The following is a 23,034-nucleotide window of genomic DNA, read 5'->3' as shown; positions in this document are numbered from 1 at the left end:
GGGACTGATCCGTCGAGGGAAAGACTGGGAAACACGGGAGGTGGGACCCCTAAAACTAGCGCTGTCCGAGGCCCTCGCCAAGGTATTTCGTCGTACGACGAAAAAAACCTTCTTAGGAAGGAAAAAGACTTTTTATCGTCATGTTTTTTCCTGTATTTGTTGAGACGTAGACCGCCGAACCCTGCAGACAGGTGGCGGCCCCGGCCCGGCCCGTCCTCTTCATGCAGTTCTCTCGATTCCTGCCCTGATCCCAGGCTTCGAGAGCAGGTGGTTCGCAGCACGGCGGAGCGCTGTAGCGGCATTCCGTCGAACGCCCCCACAAGAGGTGACCCGCGTATGGATGACCACGGACGCTCCCGCCCCACCCAGCCCACCCTGTACGTCCTCGACACCAACGTCCTGATCCACGATCCCAACGCCTTGCTGAATTTCCAGGAGCACCACGTCGCCATCCCGATGACGGTGCTGGAGGAACTGGACAAGCTCAAGACCGGCAAACACACCGTGGCCGCGGAATGTCGCCAGGCGATCCGTCTGATCGACTCGGTACTGGGCGAAGCCTCGCCCGAGCAGGTCGAGGATGGCGTGCCCATCCAGCGCGGCAAGAGCGGCCCCTGCGGCAGCCTGTCGATCCTCATGAGCAAGCGCGCCGAGCCGATCACCTGGCTGCCCGAGCACCTCAATGACAACAAGATCATCAACCAGCTGGTGGAGCTGAAGAGTCGTCATAGCAGCAAGCGCGTGGTGCTGGTCACCAAGGACATCAACATGCGCCTGAAGGCGCGTGCCTGCGGGGTATTTGCCGAGGACTACCACACCGACCAACTGGTCGATGACATCAACCTGCTGTCGCGTGGCTACCACTCGCTGAGCGGATCGTTCTGGGACCGCGTCAGCAAGGTGGAGACCCGCCAGGACCGCGGTCGGACCTGGCACCGCGTGCAACTCACCGACAACCTGCCGGCGGTCCACATCAACGAGTTCATCGTCGATGAGCAGGGGTTCGTCGGCTGGATCAAGGGGATCGACCAGGACGAGCTGACCATCCTCGACCTGCACCAGGAGCCGCTGCTGCACCAGGAAGCCTGGGGCCTGCGTCCGCGCGATGTGTACCAGTCGCTGGCGCTGTACGCGCTGCTGGACCCGGACATCCACCTGGTCAACCTGTCCGGCGCTGCCGGCTCGGGCAAGACCATCCTCGCGCTGGCTGCCGCCATCGAGCAGACCATGGTCACCAAACGCTACAAGCGCATCATCGCGACTCGCAGCGTGCAGGGCCTGGACGAGGACATCGGCTTCCTGCCCGGCACCGAGGCGGAGAAGATGGAGCCCTGGCTCGGCGCAATCACCGACAACCTCGAAGCCCTGCATTCGGACGACGAGTGCACCCACGGCAGCGTCGACTACATCCTCAGCAAGGTGCCGCTGCAGTTCAAATCGCTGAACTACATCCGCGGCCGCAGCTTCCAGCAGAGCCTGATCCTGATCGACGAGTGCCAGAACCTCACCCCGCACCAGATGAAGACCATCATCACCCGGGCGGGCAACGGTTCGAAGGTGATCTGCCTGGGCAACCTGGCGCAGATCGACACCCCCTACCTGTCGGCCACCAGCTCCGGCCTGACCTACCTGACCGAACGCTTCAAGGACTTCCCCCACGGCGTGCACGTGACCCTGCAAGGGGTGCCGCGCTCGGTGCTGGCGGAGTTCGCCGAAGCGCACATGTAGGCCACTTCCACTCACTCAGCAGGGCCCGCCATTTGGCGGGCCTCTTTATTCCTGCTTCCAGGTTGTTCGCGAGCACACTCGCTCCCCAAGGTCCGGCGCGACATGCTCTTGTAGGAGCGAGCTTGCTCGCGAACCCTGGCGACGCCGGCGGTAGCCCGCGCATACATCTTCTTGTATACAATCCTCCCCCCAACGCGCCGCTCGCCGGTCTGCCAGCCCCGCGTGTCGGGGTTAAACTGTTCCCCTGATTCTCCGGAGAGTGCCCACCCGTGCTGACCCATCTCGATTCCCAGGGCCGCGCCAACATGGTCGATGTCACCGAAAAAGCCGTGACGTCCCGTGAAGCCGTGGCCGAAGCCCGGGTGCGCATGCTCCCGGCGACCCTGCAACTGATCCAGGACGGCGGCCACCCCAAGGGCGACGTCTTCGCCGTGGCGCGCATCGCCGGCATCCAGGCGGCGAAGAAGACCCATGAGCTGATCCCGCTGTGCCACCCGCTGCTGCTCACCAGCGTCAAGGTCGAGTTGGCCGCCGAGGGCGAAGACACCGTGCACATCGTTGCCCGCTGCAAGCTGGCCGGGCAGACCGGTGTCGAGATGGAAGCGCTGACCGCCGCCAGCGTCGCCGCGCTGACCATCTACGACATGTGCAAGGCCGTGGACCGTGGCATGACCATCGACAGCGTGCGGGTGCTGGAGAAGCTCGGCGGCAAGAGCGGCCATTACGTGGCGACAGACAGTTCTGCAGGAGACACCCCATGATCCGCGTGCAGTACTTCGCCCGCTACCGCGAAGCCCTCGGTCTGGATGGCGAGCAACTGAACTGGAGCGCTTCCCTGGCCAGCCTCGACGACCTGCGGCGCGTGCTGCTGGAGCGCGGCGGCGCCTGGGACGTGCTCGGCGAGCAGAACCTGATGTGCGCACGCAACCAGGAGCTGTGCTCCCTGGACGAGCCCCTCGCCGATGGCGACGAGGTGGCGTTCTTCCCCACCGTTACCGGAGGCTGAGCCCATGGCGATCCGCGTCCAGCCCGCGGCGTTCGATCCGGGCGCCGAACTCAACGCGATGCACGCCGCCAACGTCGGCGTGGGCGCGGTGGTCGGCTTCGTCGGCTACGTGCGCGATTTCAACGATGGGCGCGAAGTGGGCGGCATGTTCCTCGAGCACTACGCCGGCATGACCGAGAAGGCGCTGGAAAAGATCGAAGTGGAAGCCAACCAGCGCTGGCCGCTGTTGCGCCTGGAAATCCTCCATCGCATCGGCCGCCTGGAACCGGGCGAGCCCATCGTCTTCGTCGGCGCCGCCAGTGCCCACCGCCAGGCAGCGTTCGATGCCTGCAACTTCGTCATGGACTACCTCAAGACCCGCGCGCCGTTCTGGAAGAAGGAAGACACCAGCGACGGCCCGCGGTGGGTCGAAGGCCGTTGCAGCGATCAGACTGCCGCCGATCGCTGGAAGAGCTGAGCCGTTATCCCCGCGGCGACTGTTGGCGGATAACGCCGTAGGCGTTATGCGCCCTACGGTTTGTCCGGAAGCTACGAAAGCGCTCAACGTAGGGCGGATAAAGCGGAACGCTTTATCCGCCGTCTCTGCTGAGCGGCGATGCCCCGCACGCGCCGGGGCAGTACCTCCGAGGAGGAATGGGCGGCAGGGGAGAAGGGGCGCAGGCTGGCGCCAGCCCTTTTTGCTCCGAATCGGAGAGCCCCCTCATGAGCCATCTCAGCACCCCGGAATTCCAGCCGCTGGAGATCGCTGTCCTCACCGTCAGCGATACCCGCAGCCTGCACAACGATACCTCCGGCCAGGCCCTGGTCACCTCCCTGCAGCGTGCCGGCCACGCCCTCGCCGAGCGTCGGCTGGTGATCGACGACATCTACCAGATTCGTGCTGTGGTCTCGGCCTGGATTGCCGATCCCAAAGTCCAGGTCGGCCTGATCACCGGCGGCACCGGCTTCACCCTGCGTGACAACACCCCGCAGGCCGTGGCTCCCCTGCTGGAGCGCACCGTGGACGGCTTCGGTGAACTGTTCCGGCAGATTTCCCGCGAAGAGATCGGCACTTCCACCATCCAGTCCCGCGCCATCGCCGGCATCACCAATGGCACGCTGATCTGCTGCCTGCCCGGTTCCACCGGCGCCTGCCTGACGGCCTGGGAAAAAATCCTCGTCCAGCAGTTGGATAGCCGCACCAAGCCCTGCAATTTCGTTCCCCATCTCAAGCGCCTGCCCGAGCGCCCGGTGCTGGCCTGCGGTACCCGCTCGTGAGCGGCTGCGGCTGTTCCGGCGCCGGCCTGCGCCCGGTGGATGAGGCCATCGCCGCGCTGATGGATTTCGCTCCCGTGGCGCCGCCGACCGTACACGTCGACCTGGAAAGTGCCCTGGGTCGCGTCCTCGCGCAGGACATCCGCTCACCCATCGATCTGCCCCTGTGGGACAACAGCGCGATGGACGGCTACGCCCTGCGCAGCGACGACACGGGAGAAGCCGGCGCGCGGCTGAAGATCGCCGGCTACATCGCCGCGGGCGATGCCGCCGACGTTGTGCTGCAACCGGGCCAGGCCATGCGCATCTTCACCGGCGCGCCGCTACCACCGGGTGCCGACAGCGTGATCGCCCAGGAGGACTGCGAGGTCGAGGGCGAGCGTTTGCTGGTTCCCCAGGTAGCCCTCGGCAGCCATGTGCGCCGGCGTGGTGAAGAGCTCCGCAGCGGTGAGGCCCTGCTCAGTGCCGGACAGAAACTGCGCGCCCAGGACATCGGCCTGCTGGCCAGCGTCGGGCTGGATCGCGTCGCGGTTTGCCGGCCCTTGCGTGTCTGCCTGCTGAGCAGCGGCGACGAGCTGCGCGAGCCCGGCGAGCCGCTGGCGCCGGGGCAGATCTACAACGCCAACCGCTTCAGCATCGGCGCACTGCTGCGCGGTTGGGGCATCGAAGTGCATGACTACGGCGTGCTCGCCGACACCCTGGCGGCCAGCCGCGATGCACTGAGCCTCGCTGCGTCCGAATGGGACGTGCTGATCACCAGCGGCGGCGTCTCCGTGGGGGACCGCGATTACCTCAAGCAGGCGATCCGCGAACTGGGCGAGCTGCACCTGTGGAAGTTGAAAATGCAGCCGGGCAAGCCACTGGCTTTTGGCAGTGTTTCGGGCAAGCCGTGGATCGGTCTGCCGGGCAACCCGGCCGCTGCCCTGGTCACCGCCCTGGTCGTCGCGCGGCCTTTCCTCTGGCGCGCCCAGGGACGCAGCGATGTGCAGACGCTGCCGGTGACGTTGCCGGCAGGCTTCGACTGGCCCGCTGCCAACTCGCGCCGCCAGTACCTGCGCGCGCGTTTGGAACTCGATGCCAGCGGCGTGGCGCGCATTTGCCTGCACCCGCAGCAGGGCTCGGCCATGCTGCGCGCGGCCAGTTGGGCCGATGGCCTGGCGGTGGTGGAGGCCGGGCGCACCCTGCACGCTGGCGAGCCGCTGCCGTTCCTGTCTTTCAGCGAACTCGGCGCCTGACGCCGTTCCCGGCTGCCGGCGGGGGCCGGCGGCCTCCGTAGTGCCAGGGGGAAACATGCAACTGGTCTGCCCGGCGGGAAGTCTGCCCGCCTTGAAATCGGCCCTGCGCGAAGGCGCCGACGCCATCTACGTCGGCTTTCGCGACGACACCAATGCCCGGCACTTTGCCGGCCTCAACCTCGATGATCGCCAACTGCGCCAGGGCGTGGACCTGATCCACGACGCCGGCAAGCAGATGTACGTGGCGGTCAACACCTATCCCGGCGCGGCTGGCTGGGCCCGCTGGCAACGCGCCGTGGACCACGCCGCCGACCTGGGCGTGGATGCGCTGATCGCCGCCGACTGCGCGGTGCTCGGCTATGCCGCCAAGCGCCATCCGAACCTCGCGCTGCACCTCTCGGTGCAGGGTTCGGCCACCAATGTGGCGGCGCTGGCGTTCTACCACGAGCGCTACGGCATCCGCCGCGCCGTGCTGCCGCGCGTGCTGTCGCTGGCGCAGGTGCGCCAGGTGGCGGCGAACAGCCCGGTGCCCATCGAAGTCTTCGCTTTCGGCAGCCTGTGCATCATGGCCGAGGGGCGCTGCCACCTGTCGTCCTATGTCACCGGCGAGTCGCCGAATCTGTGCGGGGTCTGTTCGCCGGCCAAGGCGGTGCGCTGGAGCGAGGAGCCCGAAGGCCTGACCTCGCGCCTCAACGACGTGCTGATCGACCGCTACGCGCCGGATGAGCCGGCCGGCTACCCGACCCTGTGCAAGGGCCGCTTCGTGGTCAACGGCGAGCGCTTCCATGCGCTGGAAGAGCCCACCAGCCTGAACACCATCGACCTGATTCCGCAGTTGGCGGAGATCGGTGTGGCGGCGGTGAAGATCGAGGGCCGGCAGCGCAGCCCGGCCTATGTCGAGCAGGTCACCCGCGTCTGGCGCCAGGCGCTGGATGCGTGGCAACGCGCACCGGAGAACTACCGTGCGCTGACGCAGTGGCAGGATGCCCTGGACAAGCTTTCCGAAGGCCACCAGACGACCCTGGGCGCCTACCATCGCTCCTGGCAGTGAGGACATCGAGATGAAACTCAGCCTGGGACCGGTGCTGTTCTACTGGGACCGCCGGACACTCCTGGATTTCTATGCGCAGATGGCGGAGCAGCCGCTGGACGCCATCACTATCGGCGAGACCGTCTGCTCCAAACGCCGGGCGCTGTCGCTGGACGACTGGCTCGGACTGGGACGTGAGCTGCAGCAGCAGAGCGGGGCGCAGATTCTCATCGCGGGGCTGGCGCTGATCGAGGCGGCTTCGGAGCTGTCCGCGCTGCGCCGCCTGTGCGCCAACGGCGAGCTGCGGGTCGAGGCCAACGACATGGGCGCGGTGCAGATTCTCTCCGGCCTGGGTGTCGAGTTCGTCGGCGGGCCGGCGTTGAATGTCTACAACGGCCATACGCTGGCGGAGCTGCATGCCGCTGGCCTGCGCCGCTGGGTGCCGCCGGTGGAGTGCTCCGGCGAGCAGGTCCACGCAGTCATCGAGCAGGCGCGCGAGCTGGGCATCAATGATGTGGAGACCGAGGTGTTTGCCTACGGCCATCTGCCTTTGGCCTACTCGGCGCGCTGCTTCACCGCGCGAGCGGAGAACCGGCCCAAGGACGATTGCCAGTTCTGCTGCCTCAACTACCCCGAAGGCATGTCGATGCTCAGCCAGGAGGGTTTCCCTTTGTTCACCCTCAACGGCATCCAGACCCTGTCCGGCGAGTCCAGCAACCTGCTGGCGGACTACGCCTCGCTGCGTGATTGCGGCGCCGACCTGCTGCGCCTGAGCCCGCGCGCGGAAGGCATGGTGGAGATCGTGCAGGCCTTCGACCGCGTGCGCAAGGGCGCCACGCCGCCGCTGGCGGTGGAAGGTTGCAACGGATACTGGCATGGCCGACCGGGCATGCTGCGCAGTGATGAGGTGAACCTGTGCTGACTCTTGAAACCGGTGCCCTGCGCGCCGCCGACCGACTCCTGCCGCTGGCCGCGCGCGTCCCGTCGGGATTGCAGCGCGCGGTGCTGCAGCGTGCCGCCAATCGCCTGTTCGCCGAGGCGCTGGCCGACGGAGCCTTCGATATCCTCGACGGCCACTGGCTGCGGCTGGAAGTGAGCGATCTCGGCCTGGCCTGGAGTTTCACCCACGACCGCAAGGGCCTGCGTTTCGCCGATGCCTGCGTGCCCAGCGTGACCATTCGCGGCAGCTGGCGTGACTTCCTGTTGCTGGCGGGCCGCCAGGAGGACCCGGACACGTTGTTCTTCCGCCGCCGCCTGGTGATCGAGGGCGATACCGAGCTGGGGCTGGCGGTGAAGAACCTGATCGACAGCCTCGATCCGGACAGCCTGCCAGCCTGGCTGTGGCGCGCCATGCGTCGCGCCAGCCGGGCCGTACAGGAAAACACCTGACCGGCATCTCGTAGGATGGGTGGAGCTTGCGATACCCATGCTGTCCTGGCACGCCAATCGATGGGTATCGCTTCGCTCCACCCATCCTACGTCGGCGCCTGTTCTTTCGCCTTGAGCAGTGGTGGTTCAGGCCGGCGTGCGTACGAGGAACTGCAGTTCCTCGTAGAGCATCTCGAAATCCTGCACCGGCGCGTCCTGGCCATAGCGTTTCTTCAGGCCGTACTCGGTCAGGGTGACCTCGTGCGCGGCCTTCACGCCATGGCGCGCCAGGCAGTTCTGCACGCAGTGCAGGTGACAGCCGTCCACGGCGATGATCGGCCGGCCGGAGCAGGCTTTCTTCACCAGCGCCGGTACGTCGCCGCCCACGCCGGCGATGCAGGACATCTCCGCCAGGCCGTCACGGTCCAGGCGCAGGGCGAGGTCGTTGGCCAATTGCGCAAGATTGGAGCAGCCGGAGCAGGAGTACACGAGGGGCAGGTTCGGCGAGGGCGGCATGGGGACCTCCTGGGTGAGTCCCGCAGTGTCCTGCCGCCGTGGGCTGGCGCGACATGATCTGAATCAAGTCGGCGATCGGACAGTTAGGTAGGGCGGATAAAGCGGAACGCTTTATCCGCCGTCAGACCCGATGGCGGATAACGCCGTTGGCGTTATGCGCCCTACAAATTGCGTTTGGCGTCGAGGTCAGACCAGATGGTTCTCCACCGCCCACACCGCTGCTTCCACCCGTGAGCGCATGCCCAGCTTGTGCAGCACGCGCTTCACGTGGACCTTCACGGTGCCTTCGGTGATGTCGAGTTTGCGCGCGATCATCTTGTTGCTGTAGCCGTGGGCGAGTTGGCGGAGGATCTGCCGCTCGCGATCGGTCAGCTCCTCGATGCCCTTGGGCCGGTCATCGCCGCGCAGGGCCTGGGCCAGTACCTGGGTCAACTGCGGGCTGATGGTGAGCTGGCCGGTGGCCGCCTGGCGGATGTGTTCGAGCAGGCGCTCGGGTTCCATGTCCTTGAGCAGGTAGCCGTCGGCGCCAGCGCGCAGCACGTTGATCACGTCGTTGCGGTCATCGGAGACGGTGAACACCACGATGCGCGCGTCCTCGCCGTTCTCGCGCAGGGCGCGCAGAGTGTCCAGGCCGGTCATGCCCTTCATGTTGAGGTCGAGCAGGATCATGTCCGGTTCCAGCTCCGCCGCCATGCGCAGCGCTTCCTCGCCGCTGCCGGCTTCGCCCACCACTTGCAGGTCGTCCTCGAACTCCAGCAACTGGATCACGCCCTTGCGCATCATCGGGTGGTCGTCGACAAGCAGGATGCGCGCGCGGTCATCGGTGGGGGTGGCCGTCATGGGTGGGTCTCCGGGTACTGCGACAGGGGTTTGTGGGTGAAGCGCACGCTGACGCGGGTGCCCTGCGGCTCGCGCGGGGCGATGCTGAAGTTGGCTTCCAGGGTCTGGCTGCGCTCACGCATGATGCTAAGCCCGTAGTGCCCGTTGCGGCTCTGCGCTGGGTCAAAGCCGACGCCGTCATCGTCCACGGTGATGCATACCTGCTCATCCGCATCTTCGCCCAGGATCACCTTCGCGTGGCTGGCGCCGGCGTGGCGAACCACGTTTGACAGCGCCTCGCGGACGATCTGCAGGATGTGGATTTCCTCGTTGGGGTTGAGCGGGATGTGCGCCAGGCGATTGTCCAGTTCGATGCCCAGGTTGCCGCGCTCGGCGAACTCTTCCACGGTCTTCACCAGCGCCGCTTCCAGGCTCGACTGCTCCAGGCTCAGGCGGAAGGTGGTGAGCAGTTCGCGCAGCTGGCGGTAGGCGCTGTTGAGGCCTTCGCGCAGTTCGTCGAGGGTCTCGTCGATCTTCTCGGCCGGCACATCGCGCTTGAGCAGGGTGGCCAGGCGGCTGACCTGGATCTTCAGGTAGGACAGCGACTGCGCCAGCGAATCGTGCAGCTCGCGGGCGATGGTGCTGCGCTCGGCGAACAGGGCCAGGCGGTTCTCCTGTTCCTGCTGCAGGGACAGCGCGAAGGTGCGCGCGATGTTGTCGCAGAAGCCCTCGATGAATTGCTGCTGCCAGTCTTCCAGGCGGCCGCTGGCGGTCTCGATGAACAGCTCGCCGAAGCGGTGTTCGCCGATGGAAAGGGGCTGCATCAGCAGCGGATTGATGCCCTGGCTTGGCTCGCCGCAATGGTCGGCCTGGGCGCGGCAGTCGCCGCAGTTGCCCTGCAGGCAGAAGCTGCCGGTGATGCCGTCGGTGGTCAGCGAGGAATAGGCGCGCTCGACGCCGTCCTTGTTCAGGCAGAGGGTCACCTTGCCGGCCTGCAGCACGCGCTCCAGCTGGTTCAGCAGCGGTTGCAGGGAGCGCTCGTCATACGGGTCCTGGCCCAGGCGGCGGGCGCTGTCGTAGAGCAGCTCCAGGCGCTGGTGGCTGTTGGAGAGGGCGCGGGTCTTCTCTTCCACCCGTGCTTCGAGCTCGCGGTAGCTGGCCTGGAGTTCCTCGGCCATCTGGTTGAAGCGCTCGCCCAGCTGGCTCAACTCGTCCTCGCCGCTGCTGCTGACCCGTGCATCGAGGTCGCCTTCGCCCAGGCGGCGCGCGGTCGTGGTGAGTTCGCGCAGTGGGCCGACCACGTGGTAGCTCAGGTCATAGAGGCTGATGAACACCACCAGCAGGCTGAGGAACAGGCACAGCCCCTGCACCGTGCTGAGCATCTGCGAGCGGTATTCGGCATTGCTCTGCAGGGTGCCGACGAAGCCGTCGATGTGGCTGACGAAGGTGTCGAGGGTCGCCAGCGCCGGTGCTTCGGAAAGGTCGAGGTTCTGCAGCTCCTTGCGCAATTGCGCGTGCTGCTGGCGGATCGGCGCGTCGGCATCCGAGCGGCGCAGCAAGCGGGTGATCTCGTCGTTGTCCAGGCGTGCGGCGAGGGTTGCCTGCAGAGCCTGGCGGTTGATCGGCGAGGGGTCCAGCGCCAGGCGGTAGGTGAGCATGCGCAGCGAACCGGCCTGGTTGATCACCGCCGCATCCTGGTGCGAATAGTCGGCGAACAGCAGTGCGCTGAACATGCCGGCCAGGGCCAGGGATACCAGCAGGGTGAGGTAGCAGCCGAAGCGCACGACGATGGATTTGCGCAGGGAAGGGCGTCCGGCGGGGGGACTACCCACAAAGAATCGGTCGCTGGCGGAGGGCTCGGGTCGGGACGCCGTATTCATATTAAATGCCTTTAAAAACAACGACTTATATGTTCGTTTCAGAGATACCCACTAAGGAGTAGCGGCGCGCATCTGCTCACGAATCGCCCTTTCGCTCATTGATGACGATCAAGAGAAGGGCGCGAGTCCTTACCTAACGTGCGGGCAAAGGCTGTCAGGAAGTGAGCTTAGCCATGTTGTCCCACCGTCAGAAACAGTACTCCGTGCTCGGCATGAGCACACTGGCGTTCGCCGTGAACTTCGCGGTCTGGACGATGTTTTCGATCATCGGTATTCGCATCAAGGAAGAGCTGGGGCTGTCCGAAGCCCAGTTCGGCCTGATGGTCGCGTTGCCGATCCTTACCGGTTCGCTGGTGCGTCTGCCGCTGGGGTTGATCACCGACCGCTTCGGCGGTCGCCGGGTGTTCTTCATCCACATGCTGCTGGTGGCCATCCCGATCTACGGCCTGGCCTTCGCCACCCTCTACTGGCACTACCTGGTGCTGGGCCTGTTCGTCGGCCTGGCTGGCGGCTCCTTCGCCGTGGGCATCGCCTACACCTCGTCGTGGTTCGAGAAGGAACGCCAGGGCACCGCCATGGGCATCTTCGGTGCCGGCAATGCGGGCGCGGCGATCACCAACCTGGTGGCGCCGATGATCGTCTTCGCCTTCGGTTGGCGCATGGTTCCGCAGATCTACTCGGTGGCCATGCTGGTCACCGCGCTGCTGTTCTGGTTCTGCACCTGGACCGACCCGGCCCACACCAAGGGCGGCGACGCCGACCCGAGCCGCCCGCGGCCGACCCTGGCCAAGCAGCTGGCGCCGCTGGGTGAACTGCGCGTCTGGCGCTTCGGCCTGTACTACTTCTTCGTCTTCGGCGGCTTCGTAGCCCTGGCCCTGTGGCTGCCCAAGTACTACATCGCCGAGTACGGCCTGGACCTGCGCACCGCCTCCTTCATCACCATGCTGTTCACCCTGCCGTCGGGTCTGATCCGCGCCCTGGGCGGCTGGTTCAGCGACCACTACGGCGCCCGTGCGGTGAACTGGGGAGTGTTCTGGATCTGCCTGGTCTGCCTGTTCTTCCTCTCCTACCCGCCGACCACCATGACCATTCACGGCATCAAGGGTGACGTCAGCCTCGGCATCGGCCTGAACGTCTGGCTGTTCACCTTCCTGGTGTTCGTCGTCGGCATCGCCCAGGGCTTCGGCAAAGCCAGCGTGTACCGGATCATCCACGACTACTACCCGCAGAACATGGGCACCGTCGGCGGCATGGTCGGGGTTATCGGCGGCCTCGGCGGCTTCTGCCTGCCGATCCTGTTCGGCTTCGCCGCCGACCGCATCGGCGTGCGCTCCTCCTGCTTCATGTTGCTGTTCGGCCTGACCGTGGTGTGCATGGTCTGGATGCACTACGCGATCAAGCAGCAACAGCGCCTCGACGGCCAGCCCAGCGCGGCCGATGTCGACGCCTCTCCCATTCCTTCCAGCCACTCCTGAGGTAATGCCGTCATGGGCATGATCGCCAACCCCCAACTCAAAGCCGCCAGAGGCCCGCTGCTGGTCGACTGGCGCCCAGAGGACCCCGAGTTCTGGGCGCATAGCGGCAAGCGCATCGCCGCGCGCAACCTGTGGATCTCGATTCCCGCACTGTTGCTCGCCTTCGCCGTGTGGATGATCTGGAGCACCGTCACCGTGCGCCTGAACGCCGCCGGCTTCAGCTTCAGCAACGACCAGCTGTTCCTGCTCGCCGCGCTGCCGTCGATCTCCGGCGCCACGCTGCGCATCTTCTACTCCTTCATGGTGCCGATCTTCGGCGGCCGTCGCTGGACCGCGCTGTCCACCGCCTCGCTGCTGATCCCCTGCCTGTGGCTGGGCTTCGCCGTGCAAGACCCGACCACGCCGTACTGGGTGTTCGCGACCATCGCGCTGCTGTGCGGCTTCGGCGGCGGCAACTTCGCCTCCAGCATGTCCAACATCAGCTTCTTCTATCCGAAGAACCAGCAGGGCACCGCCCTGGGCCTGAACGCCGGCCTGGGCAATCTCGGTGTGTCGGTGATGCAGTTCGCCGTGCCGCTGGCCGTGGCCGGCGGGCTGTTCGGTGCCTTCGGTGGCGAACCGGAAACCCTCTCCGATGGCAGCCGCCTGTGGCTGCAGAACGCCGGCTGGATCTGGGTGCCCTTCATCGCCGTGGTGTCCGTCGCCGCGTGGTTCGGCATGAACGACATCGCCGATGCCAAGGCCTCGTTCCGCGACCAGTCGGTGATCTTCAAGCGCAAGCACAACTGGCTGATGTGCTGGCTGTACGTGGCCACCTTCGGCTCGTTCATCGGTTTCTCCGCCGGCTTCGCCATGCTCAGCAAGACCCAGTTCCCGGATATCAACCCGCTGCAGTACGCCTTCCTCGGCCCGCTGGTAGGCGCCCTGAGCCGGCCGCTGGGCGGCTGGCTGGCAGACAAGTTCGGCGGCGCACGGATCACCCTGTGGAACTACGCGGCAATGATCGCCGGCGTATTCGCGGTGATCAGCTTCCTGCCCGGCGCCAACGGTGCCGGCAGCTTCTTCGGCTTCCTCGGCTCCTTCATCGCGCTGTTCTTCTTCGCCGGCATCGGCAACGGCAGCACCTTCCGCATGATCCCGGTGATCTTCCGCAACGAGTGGGCCGCGCGCCTGAAAAAAGGCGGCTTCACCGAGGCCCAGGCCGCCAAGGGCGCGAGCATGGAATCGGCCGCGGTGATCGGCTTCTCCGCCGCCATCGGCGCCTTCGGCGGCTTCTTCATTCCCAAGGCGTTCGGCACTTCGCTGGCCATGACCGGCAGCGCCGAGGGCGCCCTCTACGTCTTCGTCGCCTACTACCTGACCTGCATCGTCGCCACCTGGTGGTGGTACGCGCGCAAGGGTGCCGAGAGCCCCTGCTGAGTTTCGCGGCGGACAGCGCTGTGCGTTGCCCTCCCCATGTGATTCGCAAGTCCTGATTTGAGATTGAACGCCCGGCGCAGACCGGGTGAGGAGATACAGATGAGTTACCTGCTCGACCGCCTGCAGTTCTTCAAGAAGAAGCAGGGTGAATTTGCCGATGGTCACGGCGAAGTCTCCAACGAAAGCCGTGCCTGGGAAAACAGCTACCGGCAGCGCTGGCAGCACGACAAGATCGTTCGCTCTACCCACGGGGTGAACTGCACTGGCTCGTGCTCCTGGAAGATCTACGTGAAGAACGGCCTGATCACCTGGGAAACCCAGCAGACCGATTACCCGCGTACCCGCCCGGACCTGCCCAACCACGAGCCGCGTGGCTGCCCCCGTGGCGCCAGCTACTCCTGGTACATGTACAGCGCCAACCGCCTGAAATACCCCAAGGTGCGCAAGCCGCTGCTCAAGCTCTGGCGTGAAGCCCGCGCCGCCCACAACGACCCGGTGGACGCCTGGGCCAGCATCGTCGAGGACTCCGCCAAGGCCAAGAGCTACAAGAGCGAGCGCGGCCTGGGCGGTTTCATCCGTTCGAGCTGGAGCGAAGTCACCGAGATCATCGCCGCCGCCAACGTCTACACCGCCAAGACCTACGGCCCGGATCGCGTCATCGGCTTCTCGCCGATCCCGGCCATGTCGATGGTCAGCTACGCCGCCGGCGCTCGTTACCTGTCGCTGATCGGCGGCGTGTGCCTGAGCTTCTACGACTGGTATTGCGACCTTCCTCCCGCTTCGCCGCAGATCTGGGGCGAGCAGACCGACGTGCCGGAATCGGCCGACTGGTACAACTCCAGCTACATCATCGCCTGGGGCTCCAACGTCCCGCAGACCCGTACCCCTGACGCGCACTTCTTCACCGAAGTCCGCTACAAGGGCACCAAGACCGTGGCCGTCACCCCGGACTACTCCGAAGTGGCCAAGCTCACCGACCTCTGGCTCAACCCCAAGCAGGGCACCGACGCCGCACTGGGCATGGCTTTTGGTCACGTCATCCTCAAGGAATTCCACCTCGAGAAGCCCAGCGCCTACTTCGTCGACTACTGCCGCCAGTACACCGACATGCCGATGCTGGTGCTGCTCGAACCGCACACCGAAGGCGTGCTCAAGCCGACCCGCTACCTGCGCGCGGCGGACCTCGCCGGCAACCTCGGCCAGCAAAACAACCCCGAGTGGAAGACCATCGGCCTCGACGAAATCAGCGGCGAACTGGTCTCGCCCACCGGCGCCATCGGCTACCGCTGGGGCGAGTCGGGCAAGTGGAACATCGAGGAGAAAGAGGGCGGCGCGCAACGTGAAACACGCCTGGCGCTGAGCCTGATCGATGGCCCGGAAAACGCCTGCGACGTCGGCTTCCCGTACTTCGCCGGGCAGGAACACCCGCACTTCAAGGGCGTGGACAACGACGAGGTGCTGGTGCGCCGCGTACCGTTCCGCGAGTTCACTGGCGCCGATGGCCAGACCCTGCGCGTCGCCACCGTGTATGACCTGCAGATGGCCAACTACAGCGTCGACCGTGGCCTGGGTGGCCGCAACGTCGCCGCCTCCTACACCGACGCTGACGTGCCCTACACCCCGGCCTGGCAGGCGCGCATCACCGGCGTCCCGGCCGCCCGTGCCATCCAGGTGGCCCGCGAGTTCGCCGACAGCGCCGACAAGACCCACGGCAAGGCCATGGTCATCATCGGCGCCGCGATGAACCACTGGTACCACATGGACATGAACTACCGCGCGGTCATCAACATGCTGATGATGTGCGGCTGCATCGGCCAGAGTGGTGGCGGCTGGGCGCACTACGTGGGCCAGGAAAAACTCCGCCCGCAGACCGGCTGGGTCCCGCTGGCGTTCGGCACCGACTGGAGCCGCCCGCCGCGGCAGATGAACGGCACCAGCTTCTTCTACCTGCACAGCTCGCAGTGGCGCCACGAGAAGATCTCGATGCACGAGGTGCTCTCGCCGCTGGCCGACACCAAGCAGTTCCCCGAGCACGCGCTGGACTACAACATCCGCGCCGAGCGCATGGGCTGGCTGCCGTCCGCCCCGCAGCTCAACCGCAACCCGCTGCACATCGCCGCCGACGCCGAGCGCGCTGGCATCCCGGTGCAGGACTATGTGGTGCGTGAACTCAAGGCCGGCAACCTGCGCGTGGCCAGCGAGCAGCCGGACGACCCGCAGAACTTCCCGCGCAACATGTTCATCTGGCGCTCCAACCTGCTCGGCTCCTCGGGCAAGGGCCACGAGTACATGCTCAAGTACCTGCTGGGCGCGAAGAACGGCGTGATGAACGACGACCTCGGCAAGGCCGGCGGCCCCTGCCCGGGCGAAGTCGACTGGGTCGATGAAGGCGCCGAAGGCAAGCTGGACCTGGTCACCACCCTGGACTTCCGCATGTCCTCCACCTGCATGTACTCGGACATCGTCCTGCCGACCGCGACCTGGTACGAAAAGGACGACCTCAACACCTCCGACATGCACCCCTTCATCCACCCGCTGTCGGCCGCCACCGACCCGGCCTGGGAAGCCAAGAGCGACTGGGAAATCTACAAGGCCATCGCCAAGAAGTTCTCCGAAGTTTCCGTTGGCCACCTGGGCGTGGAGAAGGACCTGGTCACCGTGCCGCTGCTGCACGACACCGCCAACGAACTCGCGCAGCCCTTCGGCGGCACCGACTGGAAGACGGGCGAGTGCGAACCTGTCCCTGGCCGCACCATGCCGACCCTGCATGTGGTCGAGCGTGATTACCCGAACACCTACAAGAAGTTCACCTCCCTCGGCCCGCTGCTGGACAAGCTGGGCAACGGCGGCAAGGGCATCGGCTGGAACACCGAGAAGGAAATCAAACTGCTCGGCGAGCTGAACCACAAGGTCACCGAAACCGGCATCAGCGAAGGCCGCCCGCGCATCGAAAGCGCCATCGACGCCGCCGAGGTGATCCTCGCCCTGGCGCCGGAAACCAACGGCCAGGTGGCCGTGAAGGCCTGGGAAGCGCTGTCGAAGTTCACCGGCCGCGACCACACCCACCTGGCGCTGCCCAAGGAAGAAGAGAAGATCCGCTTCCGCGACGTCCAGGCGCAGCCGCGCAAGATCATCTCCAGCCCCACCTGGTCGGGCCTGGAAGATGAACACGTGAGCTACAACGCCTGCTACACCAACGTCCACGAGATGATCCCGTGGCGCACCATCACCGGTCGCCAGCAGTTCTACCAGGATCACCCCTGGATGCAGGCCTTCGGCGAGGGTTTCGTCAGCTACCGGCCGCCGGTCAACACCCGCAGCACCGACAAGCTGTTCAACAAGAAGCCCAACGGCAATACCGAGATCACCCTGAACTGGATCACCCCGCACCAGAAGTGGGGCATCCACTCCACCTACAGCGACAACCTGCTGATGCTCACCCTGTCGCGCGGTGGCCCGATCATCTGGATGAGCGAGAACGACGCGAAACGCGCCGGCATCGAGGACAACGACTGGGTCGAAGTCTTCAACGCCAACGGCGCCGCGACCTGCCGCGCGGTGGTCAGCCAGCGCGTGAAGGACGGCATGGTGATGATGTACCACGCCCAGGAACGCATCGTGAACCTGCCGGGCAGCGAGACCACCAAGACCCGCGGCGGCCACCACAACTCGGTGACCCGCGTGGTCCTCAAGCCTACCCATATGATCGGCGGCTACGCCCAGCAGGCGTGGGGCTTCAACTACTACGGCACGGTCGGCTGCAACCGCGATGAGTTCGTCGTGGTGCGCAAGATGAACAAGGTCGACTGGCTCGACGAGCCAGAGCAGGGCGGGCTGGGCGGTGACGCTCTGCCGCAACCGCTGCCCCAGGACATTTGAGGATTACTGCCATGAAAATTCGTTCGCAAGTCGGCATGGTGCTGAACCTCGACAAATGCATCGGTTGCCACACCTGCTCCATCACCTGCAAGAACGTCTGGACCAGCCGCGAAGGCGTCGAGTACGCCTGGTTCAACAACGTCGAAACCAAGCCCGGCATCGGTTACCCGAAAGAGTGGGAGAACCAGGAGAAGTGGAAGGGCGGCTGGAAGCGTAACGCCGACGGCTCCATCGTCCCGCGCATCGGCGGCAAGTTCCGCGTGCTGGCGAACATCTTCGCCAACCCGGACCTGCCGGAAATCGATGATTACTACGAGCCCTTCGACTTCGACTACCAGCACCTGCACACCGCGCCCAAGGCCCAGCACCAGCCGGTGGCCCGCCCGCGCTCGCTGGTCTCCGGCAAGCGTATGGAGAAGATCGAGTGGGGCCCGAACTGGGAAGAAATCCTCGGTACCGAATTCGCCAAGCGCCGCAAGGACAAGAACTTCGACCAGATCCAGGCAGACATCTACGGCGAGTACGAAAACACCTTCATGATGTACCTGCCGCGCCTGTGCGAGCACTGCCTGAACCCGGCGTGCGTGGCATCGTGCCCGAGCGGTGCGATCTACAAGCGCGAGGAGGACGGCATCGTCCTGATCGACCAGGACAAGTGCCGCGGCTGGCGCATGTGCATCAGCGGCTGCCCGTACAAGAAGATCTACTTCAACTGGAAGAGCGGCAAATCCGAGAAGTGCATCTTCTGCTACCCGCGCATCGAGGCCGGCCAGCCGACTGTCTGCTCGGAAACCTGCGTGGGCCGCATCCGCTACCTCGGCGTGCTGCTGTATGACGCCGACCGCATCCACGAAGTGGCCACCTGCGAGAACGAGCGCGAGCTGTACCAGAAGCAGCTGGAAATCTTCCTCGATCCGTTCGACCCGAAAGTGATCGAGCAGGCCCGCAAGGACGGTGTGCCGGACAGCGTCATCGAGTCCGCGCAGAAGTCGCCGGTGTACAAGCTGGCGATGGACTGGAAGCTGGCCCTGCCGCTGCACCCGGAATACCGCACGCTGCCGATGGTGTGGTACGTGCCGCCGCTGTCGCCGATCCAGAACGCCGCTTCCGAAGGCCACATCGGCAGCGACGGGGTGATCCCGGACGTCGAGTCCCTGCGTATCCCCGTGCAGTACCTGGCCAACCTGCTGACCGCCGGCGATACCGCGCCGGTGCTGCTGGCCCTCAAGCGCCTGCTGGCCATGCGCGCCTACAAGCGTGCCGAGCACGTCGAAGGCAAGCAGGACCTGGCGGTACTGGAGAAGGTCGGCCTGTCGGTCAACCAGGTGGAAGAGATGTACCGCTACCTGGCGATCGCCAACTACGAAGACCGTTTCGTCATCCCGACTGCCCACCGTGAGGAAGCGCTGTCGGATGCCTTCGCCGAGCGTTCGGGTTGCGGCTTCAGCTTCGGCAACGGTTGCTCCAGCAGCTCTGGCAGCAATTCTGGCGTGAACCTGTTCGGCGGCAAGGCCGTGGACAAGCGCAACGTCATCCAGACCGTGCAGATACAGGAGTGACGACCATGGCCATCTCAATGGAAAGTCACAGCCAACTGCTCAAGCTCAGCGCCCTGATGCTGGACTACCCGCGCGTTGAACTGCGTGAGGAAAGCCTGGCCCTGCATGCCCTGATCCGCACCTGCAACCTGCCCGAACAGCAGCGCGACGGCCTCGCTGCGCTGCTCAACGAGCTCTGCAAGGGCGACATCCTCGATGTGCAGGCGAGCTACGACGGCCTGTTCGAGCGCGGTCGCTCGGTCTCGCTGCTGCTCTTTGAACACGTGCATGGCGAAAGCCGTGACCGCGGCCAGGCGATGGTCGACCTGATGGACCGCTACACCCAGGCGGGCCTGGCCATCGACGTCAACGAGCTGCCGGATTACCTGCCGCTGTACCTGGAGTTTCTCGCCCTGCAGGACGCCGAGTCGGCCCGTGCCGGCCTGGCCGAGGTCGCGCACATCCTCGCGCTGATCGCCCTGCGCCTGGAAGAGCGCGGCAGCAGCTATGCGGCGGTCTTCCGCAGCCTGCTGGAACTGTCCGGCGAGCAGCCCGACCTCGGTGCGCTCAAGCGCGACCGCGAGCAGGAAGTGCGCGACGACAGCCTGGAGGCCATCGACAAGGCCTGGGAGGAAACCCCGGTGAGCTTCACCGAGCCCGCCGTTGGTTGCCCGTCCACCAGCGCTCGCCGCGTCTCCACGTCCGCCGAACAACCCATGCAGTGGGTCGCCCAGCCGGTGCCGCAGATGCAGTACCGGGCGGCCAGAGAAGGAGTCTGAACATGTCCCTCGATCTTCTAGCGTTCGGGATCTACCCCTACGTCGCGCTCGCCATCTGCCTGATCGGCAGCTGGGCGCGCTTCGACCTCTCGCAATACACCTGGAAAGCCGGCTCCAGCCAGATGCTGAGCAAGAAGGGCATGCGGGTCTACAGCAACCTGTTCCACGTCGGTGTGCTGTTCATCCTCGCCGGCCATTTCGTCGGCCTGCTGACCCCGCACTCGGTCTACGAGCACCTGATCAGCACCGAGCAGAAGCAACTGCTGGCGATGGTCTCCGGCGGCTTCTTCGGCATCCTCTGCTTCATCGGCCTGACCGGCCTCATCCTGCGCCGCCTGACCAACGAGCGCGTGCGCGCCACGGGTAATGCGTCGGACCTGATGATCCTGCTGGTGCTCTATGTCCAGCTGATCCTCGGCCTGTCGACCATCGTCGCCTCCACCCATCACCTGGATGGTTCGGTGATGGTCATGCTCGCCAACTGGGCGCAGTCCATCGTCACCTTCCAGCCGCTGGCCGCGGCCGAAGCCATCGCTCCGGTCTCGCTGGTCTACAAGCTGCACGTGACCCTCGGCCTGACCCTGTTCGTACTGTTCCCCTTCACCCGCCTGGTGCACATCGTCAGCGCCCCGGTGTGGTACTTCGGCCGCCGCTACCAGGTGGTCCGTACCAAGCGTCGCGCCGTGTGATGAAGCGGCGGATAACGCTGGCGCGTTATTCGCCCTACCCGAACCTCGAACCGTAGGGCGGATAACGCCACCAGCGTTATCCGCCATCCGGAGGTAATCGAAATGAGTTGCTCCCACTACGAAGCCAAGGTCGAACACGTCGACCTGCCTGCCATCTCCGTCAACGGCGTCACCATCGCCGAGGACGAACTGGCCCGCGAGCTGCAATACCATCCTGCCGCCAGCCACGCCGAGGCGCTGTACTCCGCCTGCCGTGCCCTGGTGGTGCGCCAACTGCTGGTGCAACGCGCCGCAGAGCTTGGTGTGACGGGGCAGGTCGAGGAGGGCGAGGCCGCCGAAGAGGCGAACATCCGCGCCCTGATCGATCGTGAAGTCGGCGTACCCGAGGCCGACGAAGCCAGCTGCCGGCAATGGTACGAAGCCAACCCGACTCGCCTGACCTCGCCCTGGCGCATGCGTCTGCGCCATGTGTTGCTCGGTTGCGCGCCGGATGACCTGGAAGGCCGCGCCAAGGCCCGCGAACAGGCCGAGGAACTGCTCGCCGAACTGCGCGAGCATCCCGAACGCTTCGCCGAAAAAGCCATGCGCTTCTCCGACTGCCCGTCGAAAGACGAGGGCGGTGAACTGGGCTGGATCGAACCGGGACAGACCGTTCCCGAGTTCGAGAAACGCCTGCTGCAACAGCAACCCGGCCTGCTCGGCCATCCGCTGGAAAGCCGCTATGGCCTGCACGTGGTCGAGTTGATCGAGCGTGAAGGCGGCGAGCCGCTGGACTTCGCCGAGGCCCGCCCGCGCATCGCTGGCTACCTGCGTGCCCAGGTGCTGCAGCGCGCCGTCAGCCAGTACATCAGCGTGCTGGCCGGCGAGGCGCGGATCGATGGTTTCGTCTTCGACGGTGCCGAGAGTCCGCTGGTGCAGTGAACCGGTTCCGGACCCCTCTCCCCCAATTCCTCCCCCGGAGGGGAGGGGGGCTTCGGAAACGGCCATGAATATCGGCTTCCCCGCGAACGCGGACGAGGCTGGCCGGAGTGAAACACGATGTCCGAATGGATCGACGGCCAGGGCCGCAAGATCGACTACCTGCGCCTGTCCGTAACCGACCGCTGCGACTTCCGCTGCGTCTACTGCATGTCGGAAAACATGCGCTTCCTGCCGCGCCAGCAAGTACTGACCCTGGAAGAGATCGAACGGGTAGCTCGGCTCTTCGTCGAGCGCGGCGTGAAGAAGCTGCGCCTTACCGGCGGCGAACCGCTGGTGCGCCCCGGCATCGTCCACCTCTGCGAACGTCTTGCTGTGCTGCCCGGCCTGCGCGAACTGTGCTTGACCAGCAACGGCTCGCAGCTCACCCGCTTGGCCGGCGATCTGAAGGCGGCCGGTCTTTCCCGCCTCAACATCAGCCTCGACACCCTCGATCCGCAGCGCTTCGCCGCCATCACCCGCACCGGGCGGCTGGAGCAGGTACTGCGCGGTATCGACGCCGCCCAACAGGTCGGCTTCGAGCGCATCAAGCTCAACTGCGTGGTGATGAAAGGCCGCAACGCCGACGAGGTACCGGCGCTGGTGGACTACGCCATCGCCCATGGGCTGGACATCAGCTTCATCGAGGAAATGCCGCTGGGACAGGTGGGCCGCGAGCGTGAGGAAAGCTTCTGCTCCAGCGATGAAGTCCGCGCGCTGATCGCCGAACACCACGAGCTGCTGGACAGCGCCGAACACAGCGGTGGCCCCGCGCGCTATGTGCGCCTGGCCCAGCATCCGGGCACGCGTATCGGCTTCATCTCGCCGCATTCGCATAACTTCTGCTCGACCTGCAATCGCCTGCGACTGACCGCCGAAGGTCGCCTGCTCCTGTGCCTGGGTCATGAAAACTCCCTGGACCTGCGCGGCCTGCTGCGCCGCCATCCACTGCACGACGAGCCCATCCTCGAAGCCTTGCGCGGTGCCCTGCAGCGCAAGCCGGCACGCCACGAGTTCAGCGTTGGCGACGTGCAGGTACTGCGCTTCATGAACCTCAGCGGCGGCTGAACCTTCCTCCCTTGGCGGGCAGGATGTCCGCCGCGTGCCTTGCGTTCCTGTATGCACCCGTAGGGCGAATAACGCGCAGCGTTATCCGCCGTTTCGGTGCGCGCTTACCGAATCCCTGCGCTTCATTAAACGCGCGGACGCCCGCTTTTCGTAGGAGCGAGCTTGCTCGCGAACAACCCCCGACTTCGGAGTCAGGCGGTTCGCGAGCAAGCTCGCTCCTACAAGCCCCTGCGTTCTTCCCTGGAAACGAGCACAAAAAAGCCCCGGCGACATGAGCGTATCGCGGGGGCTTCGGGCATCTGCCAAAGGTATAACCGTGGAAGCTACGGTAAATCATGCGAAAGAATCGTTTCGAATCCTCCTCGGATCGCCTTGGAACGCTTCCCAGACTAAG

20 protein-coding genes are annotated in these 23,034 nt (G+C 65.6%); 17 read left to right on the top strand and 3 right to left on the bottom strand.

Translation table 11 applies throughout. The features are described from left to right. Positions 1–336: 336 nt before the first annotated feature. From RS899_RS20610 to ubiT, 9 genes are all read left to right on the top strand, one after another. Positions 337–1,728 carry a PhoH family protein gene (locus tag RS899_RS20610; protein WP_024765838.1) on the top strand — a complete coding sequence of 464 codons (1,392 nt, stop codon included), beginning with the start codon at positions 337–339 and terminating at the stop codon, positions 1,726–1,728. Between the two features lie 269 nt (positions 1,729–1,997). Beyond that, positions 1,998–2,489 carry a cyclic pyranopterin monophosphate synthase MoaC gene (gene moaC / locus RS899_RS20605; RefSeq protein ID WP_024765837.1) on the top strand — a complete coding sequence of 164 codons (492 nt, stop codon included), beginning with the start codon at positions 1,998–2,000 and terminating at the stop codon, positions 2,487–2,489. Then, on the top strand, positions 2,486–2,734 hold the full coding sequence (locus RS899_RS20600) for a MoaD/ThiS family protein (protein WP_065086681.1): 249 nt from the start codon (positions 2,486–2,488) through the stop codon (positions 2,732–2,734). Before moaC ends, RS899_RS20600 begins: the two co-directional genes overlap by 4 nt. 4 nt (positions 2,735–2,738) lie before the next feature. Further along, positions 2,739–3,191, top strand: a complete 453-nt coding sequence (gene moaE, locus RS899_RS20595) for a molybdopterin synthase catalytic subunit MoaE (protein WP_315807953.1) — start codon at positions 2,739–2,741, stop codon at positions 3,189–3,191. 245 nt (positions 3,192–3,436) lie between these two features. Beyond that, positions 3,437–3,991 (top strand): molybdenum cofactor biosynthesis protein B, encoded by a 555-nt coding sequence (gene moaB, locus RS899_RS20590; protein ID WP_037015987.1) that lies wholly within the window; start codon positions 3,437–3,439, stop codon positions 3,989–3,991. Next, positions 3,988–5,223, top strand: a complete 1,236-nt coding sequence (glp, locus tag RS899_RS20585; RefSeq protein ID WP_315807952.1) for a gephyrin-like molybdotransferase Glp — start codon at positions 3,988–3,990, stop codon at positions 5,221–5,223. The genes moaB and glp overlap by 4 nt, the downstream gene beginning before the upstream one ends. Positions 5,224–5,278: 55 nt before the next feature. After that, positions 5,279–6,274, top strand: coding sequence for a ubiquinone anaerobic biosynthesis protein UbiU (gene ubiU / locus RS899_RS20580; protein WP_218435656.1), 996 nt, complete (start codon positions 5,279–5,281; stop codon positions 6,272–6,274). A 10-nt stretch (positions 6,275–6,284) separates the two neighbouring features. Then, the gene (locus tag RS899_RS20575) at positions 6,285–7,175 is read left to right on the top strand and encodes a U32 family peptidase (protein ID WP_315807951.1); all 891 of its coding nucleotides are present in this window, start codon (positions 6,285–6,287) and stop codon (positions 7,173–7,175) included. Next, entirely contained in the window at positions 7,169–7,642 is a 474-nt protein-coding gene (gene ubiT, locus RS899_RS20570) for a ubiquinone anaerobic biosynthesis accessory factor UbiT (RefSeq protein WP_315807950.1), read from the top strand. Before RS899_RS20575 ends, ubiT begins: the two co-directional genes overlap by 7 nt. Before the next feature lie 126 nt (positions 7,643–7,768). On the opposite strand, the gene RS899_RS20565 is transcribed toward ubiT, so the two are convergent. From RS899_RS20565 to RS899_RS20555, 3 genes are all read right to left on the bottom strand, one after another. Next, a complete protein-coding gene (locus tag RS899_RS20565; RefSeq protein WP_054909140.1) occupies positions 7,769–8,137 on the bottom strand; it encodes a putative zinc-binding protein in 369 nt (122 codons plus the stop codon). Between the two features lie 186 nt (positions 8,138–8,323). Next, on the bottom strand, positions 8,324–8,977 hold the full coding sequence (narL, locus tag RS899_RS20560) for a two-component system response regulator NarL (protein WP_024765829.1): 654 nt from the start codon (positions 8,975–8,977) through the stop codon (positions 8,324–8,326). Next, positions 8,974–10,836 carry a histidine kinase gene (locus RS899_RS20555; RefSeq protein ID WP_315807949.1) on the bottom strand — a complete coding sequence of 621 codons (1,863 nt, stop codon included), beginning with the start codon at positions 10,834–10,836 and terminating at the stop codon, positions 8,974–8,976. Before RS899_RS20555 ends, narL begins: the two co-directional genes overlap by 4 nt. A gap of 173 nt (positions 10,837–11,009) precedes the next feature. On the opposite strand from RS899_RS20555, the gene RS899_RS20550 reads away from it, so the two are divergent. From RS899_RS20550 to moaA, 8 genes are all read left to right on the top strand, one after another. Continuing rightward, positions 11,010–12,311, top strand: a complete 1,302-nt coding sequence (locus tag RS899_RS20550) for a nitrate/nitrite transporter (RefSeq protein WP_315807948.1) — start codon at positions 11,010–11,012, stop codon at positions 12,309–12,311. A 12-nt stretch (positions 12,312–12,323) separates the two neighbouring features. Beyond that, entirely contained in the window at positions 12,324–13,730 is a 1,407-nt protein-coding gene (locus tag RS899_RS20545) for a NarK family nitrate/nitrite MFS transporter (protein WP_315807947.1), read from the top strand. A gap of 99 nt (positions 13,731–13,829) precedes the next feature. Next, the gene (locus RS899_RS20540) at positions 13,830–17,609 is read left to right on the top strand and encodes a nitrate reductase subunit alpha (RefSeq protein WP_315807946.1); all 3,780 of its coding nucleotides are present in this window, start codon (positions 13,830–13,832) and stop codon (positions 17,607–17,609) included. A gap of 11 nt (positions 17,610–17,620) precedes the next feature. After that, positions 17,621–19,168 carry a nitrate reductase subunit beta gene (narH, locus tag RS899_RS20535; RefSeq protein WP_315807945.1) on the top strand — a complete coding sequence of 516 codons (1,548 nt, stop codon included), beginning with the start codon at positions 17,621–17,623 and terminating at the stop codon, positions 19,166–19,168. A gap of 17 nt (positions 19,169–19,185) precedes the next feature. Further along, positions 19,186–19,926, top strand: coding sequence for a nitrate reductase molybdenum cofactor assembly chaperone (gene narJ, locus RS899_RS20530; protein ID WP_054909151.1), 741 nt, complete (start codon positions 19,186–19,188; stop codon positions 19,924–19,926). A 2-nt stretch (positions 19,927–19,928) separates the two neighbouring features. Further along, entirely contained in the window at positions 19,929–20,615 is a 687-nt protein-coding gene (gene narI / locus RS899_RS20525; RefSeq protein WP_170860125.1) for a respiratory nitrate reductase subunit gamma, read from the top strand. A gap of 102 nt (positions 20,616–20,717) precedes the next feature. Further along, entirely contained in the window at positions 20,718–21,536 is an 819-nt protein-coding gene (locus RS899_RS20520; protein ID WP_315807944.1) for a peptidylprolyl isomerase, read from the top strand. 117 nt (positions 21,537–21,653) lie between these two features. Beyond that, positions 21,654–22,640: a GTP 3',8-cyclase MoaA gene (gene moaA, locus RS899_RS20515; protein ID WP_315807943.1), complete on the top strand. Its 987-nt coding sequence runs from the start codon at positions 21,654–21,656 to the stop codon at positions 22,638–22,640. Positions 22,641–23,034 lie beyond the last annotated feature (394 nt).

The sequence above is a fragment of the Pseudomonas sp. C9-3 genome (assembly GCF_032392015.1).
Lineage (GTDB): Bacteria > Pseudomonadota > Gammaproteobacteria > Pseudomonadales > Pseudomonadaceae > Pseudomonas > Pseudomonas nitroreducens.
This window is presented reverse-complemented; position numbering and strand designations above follow the sequence as displayed.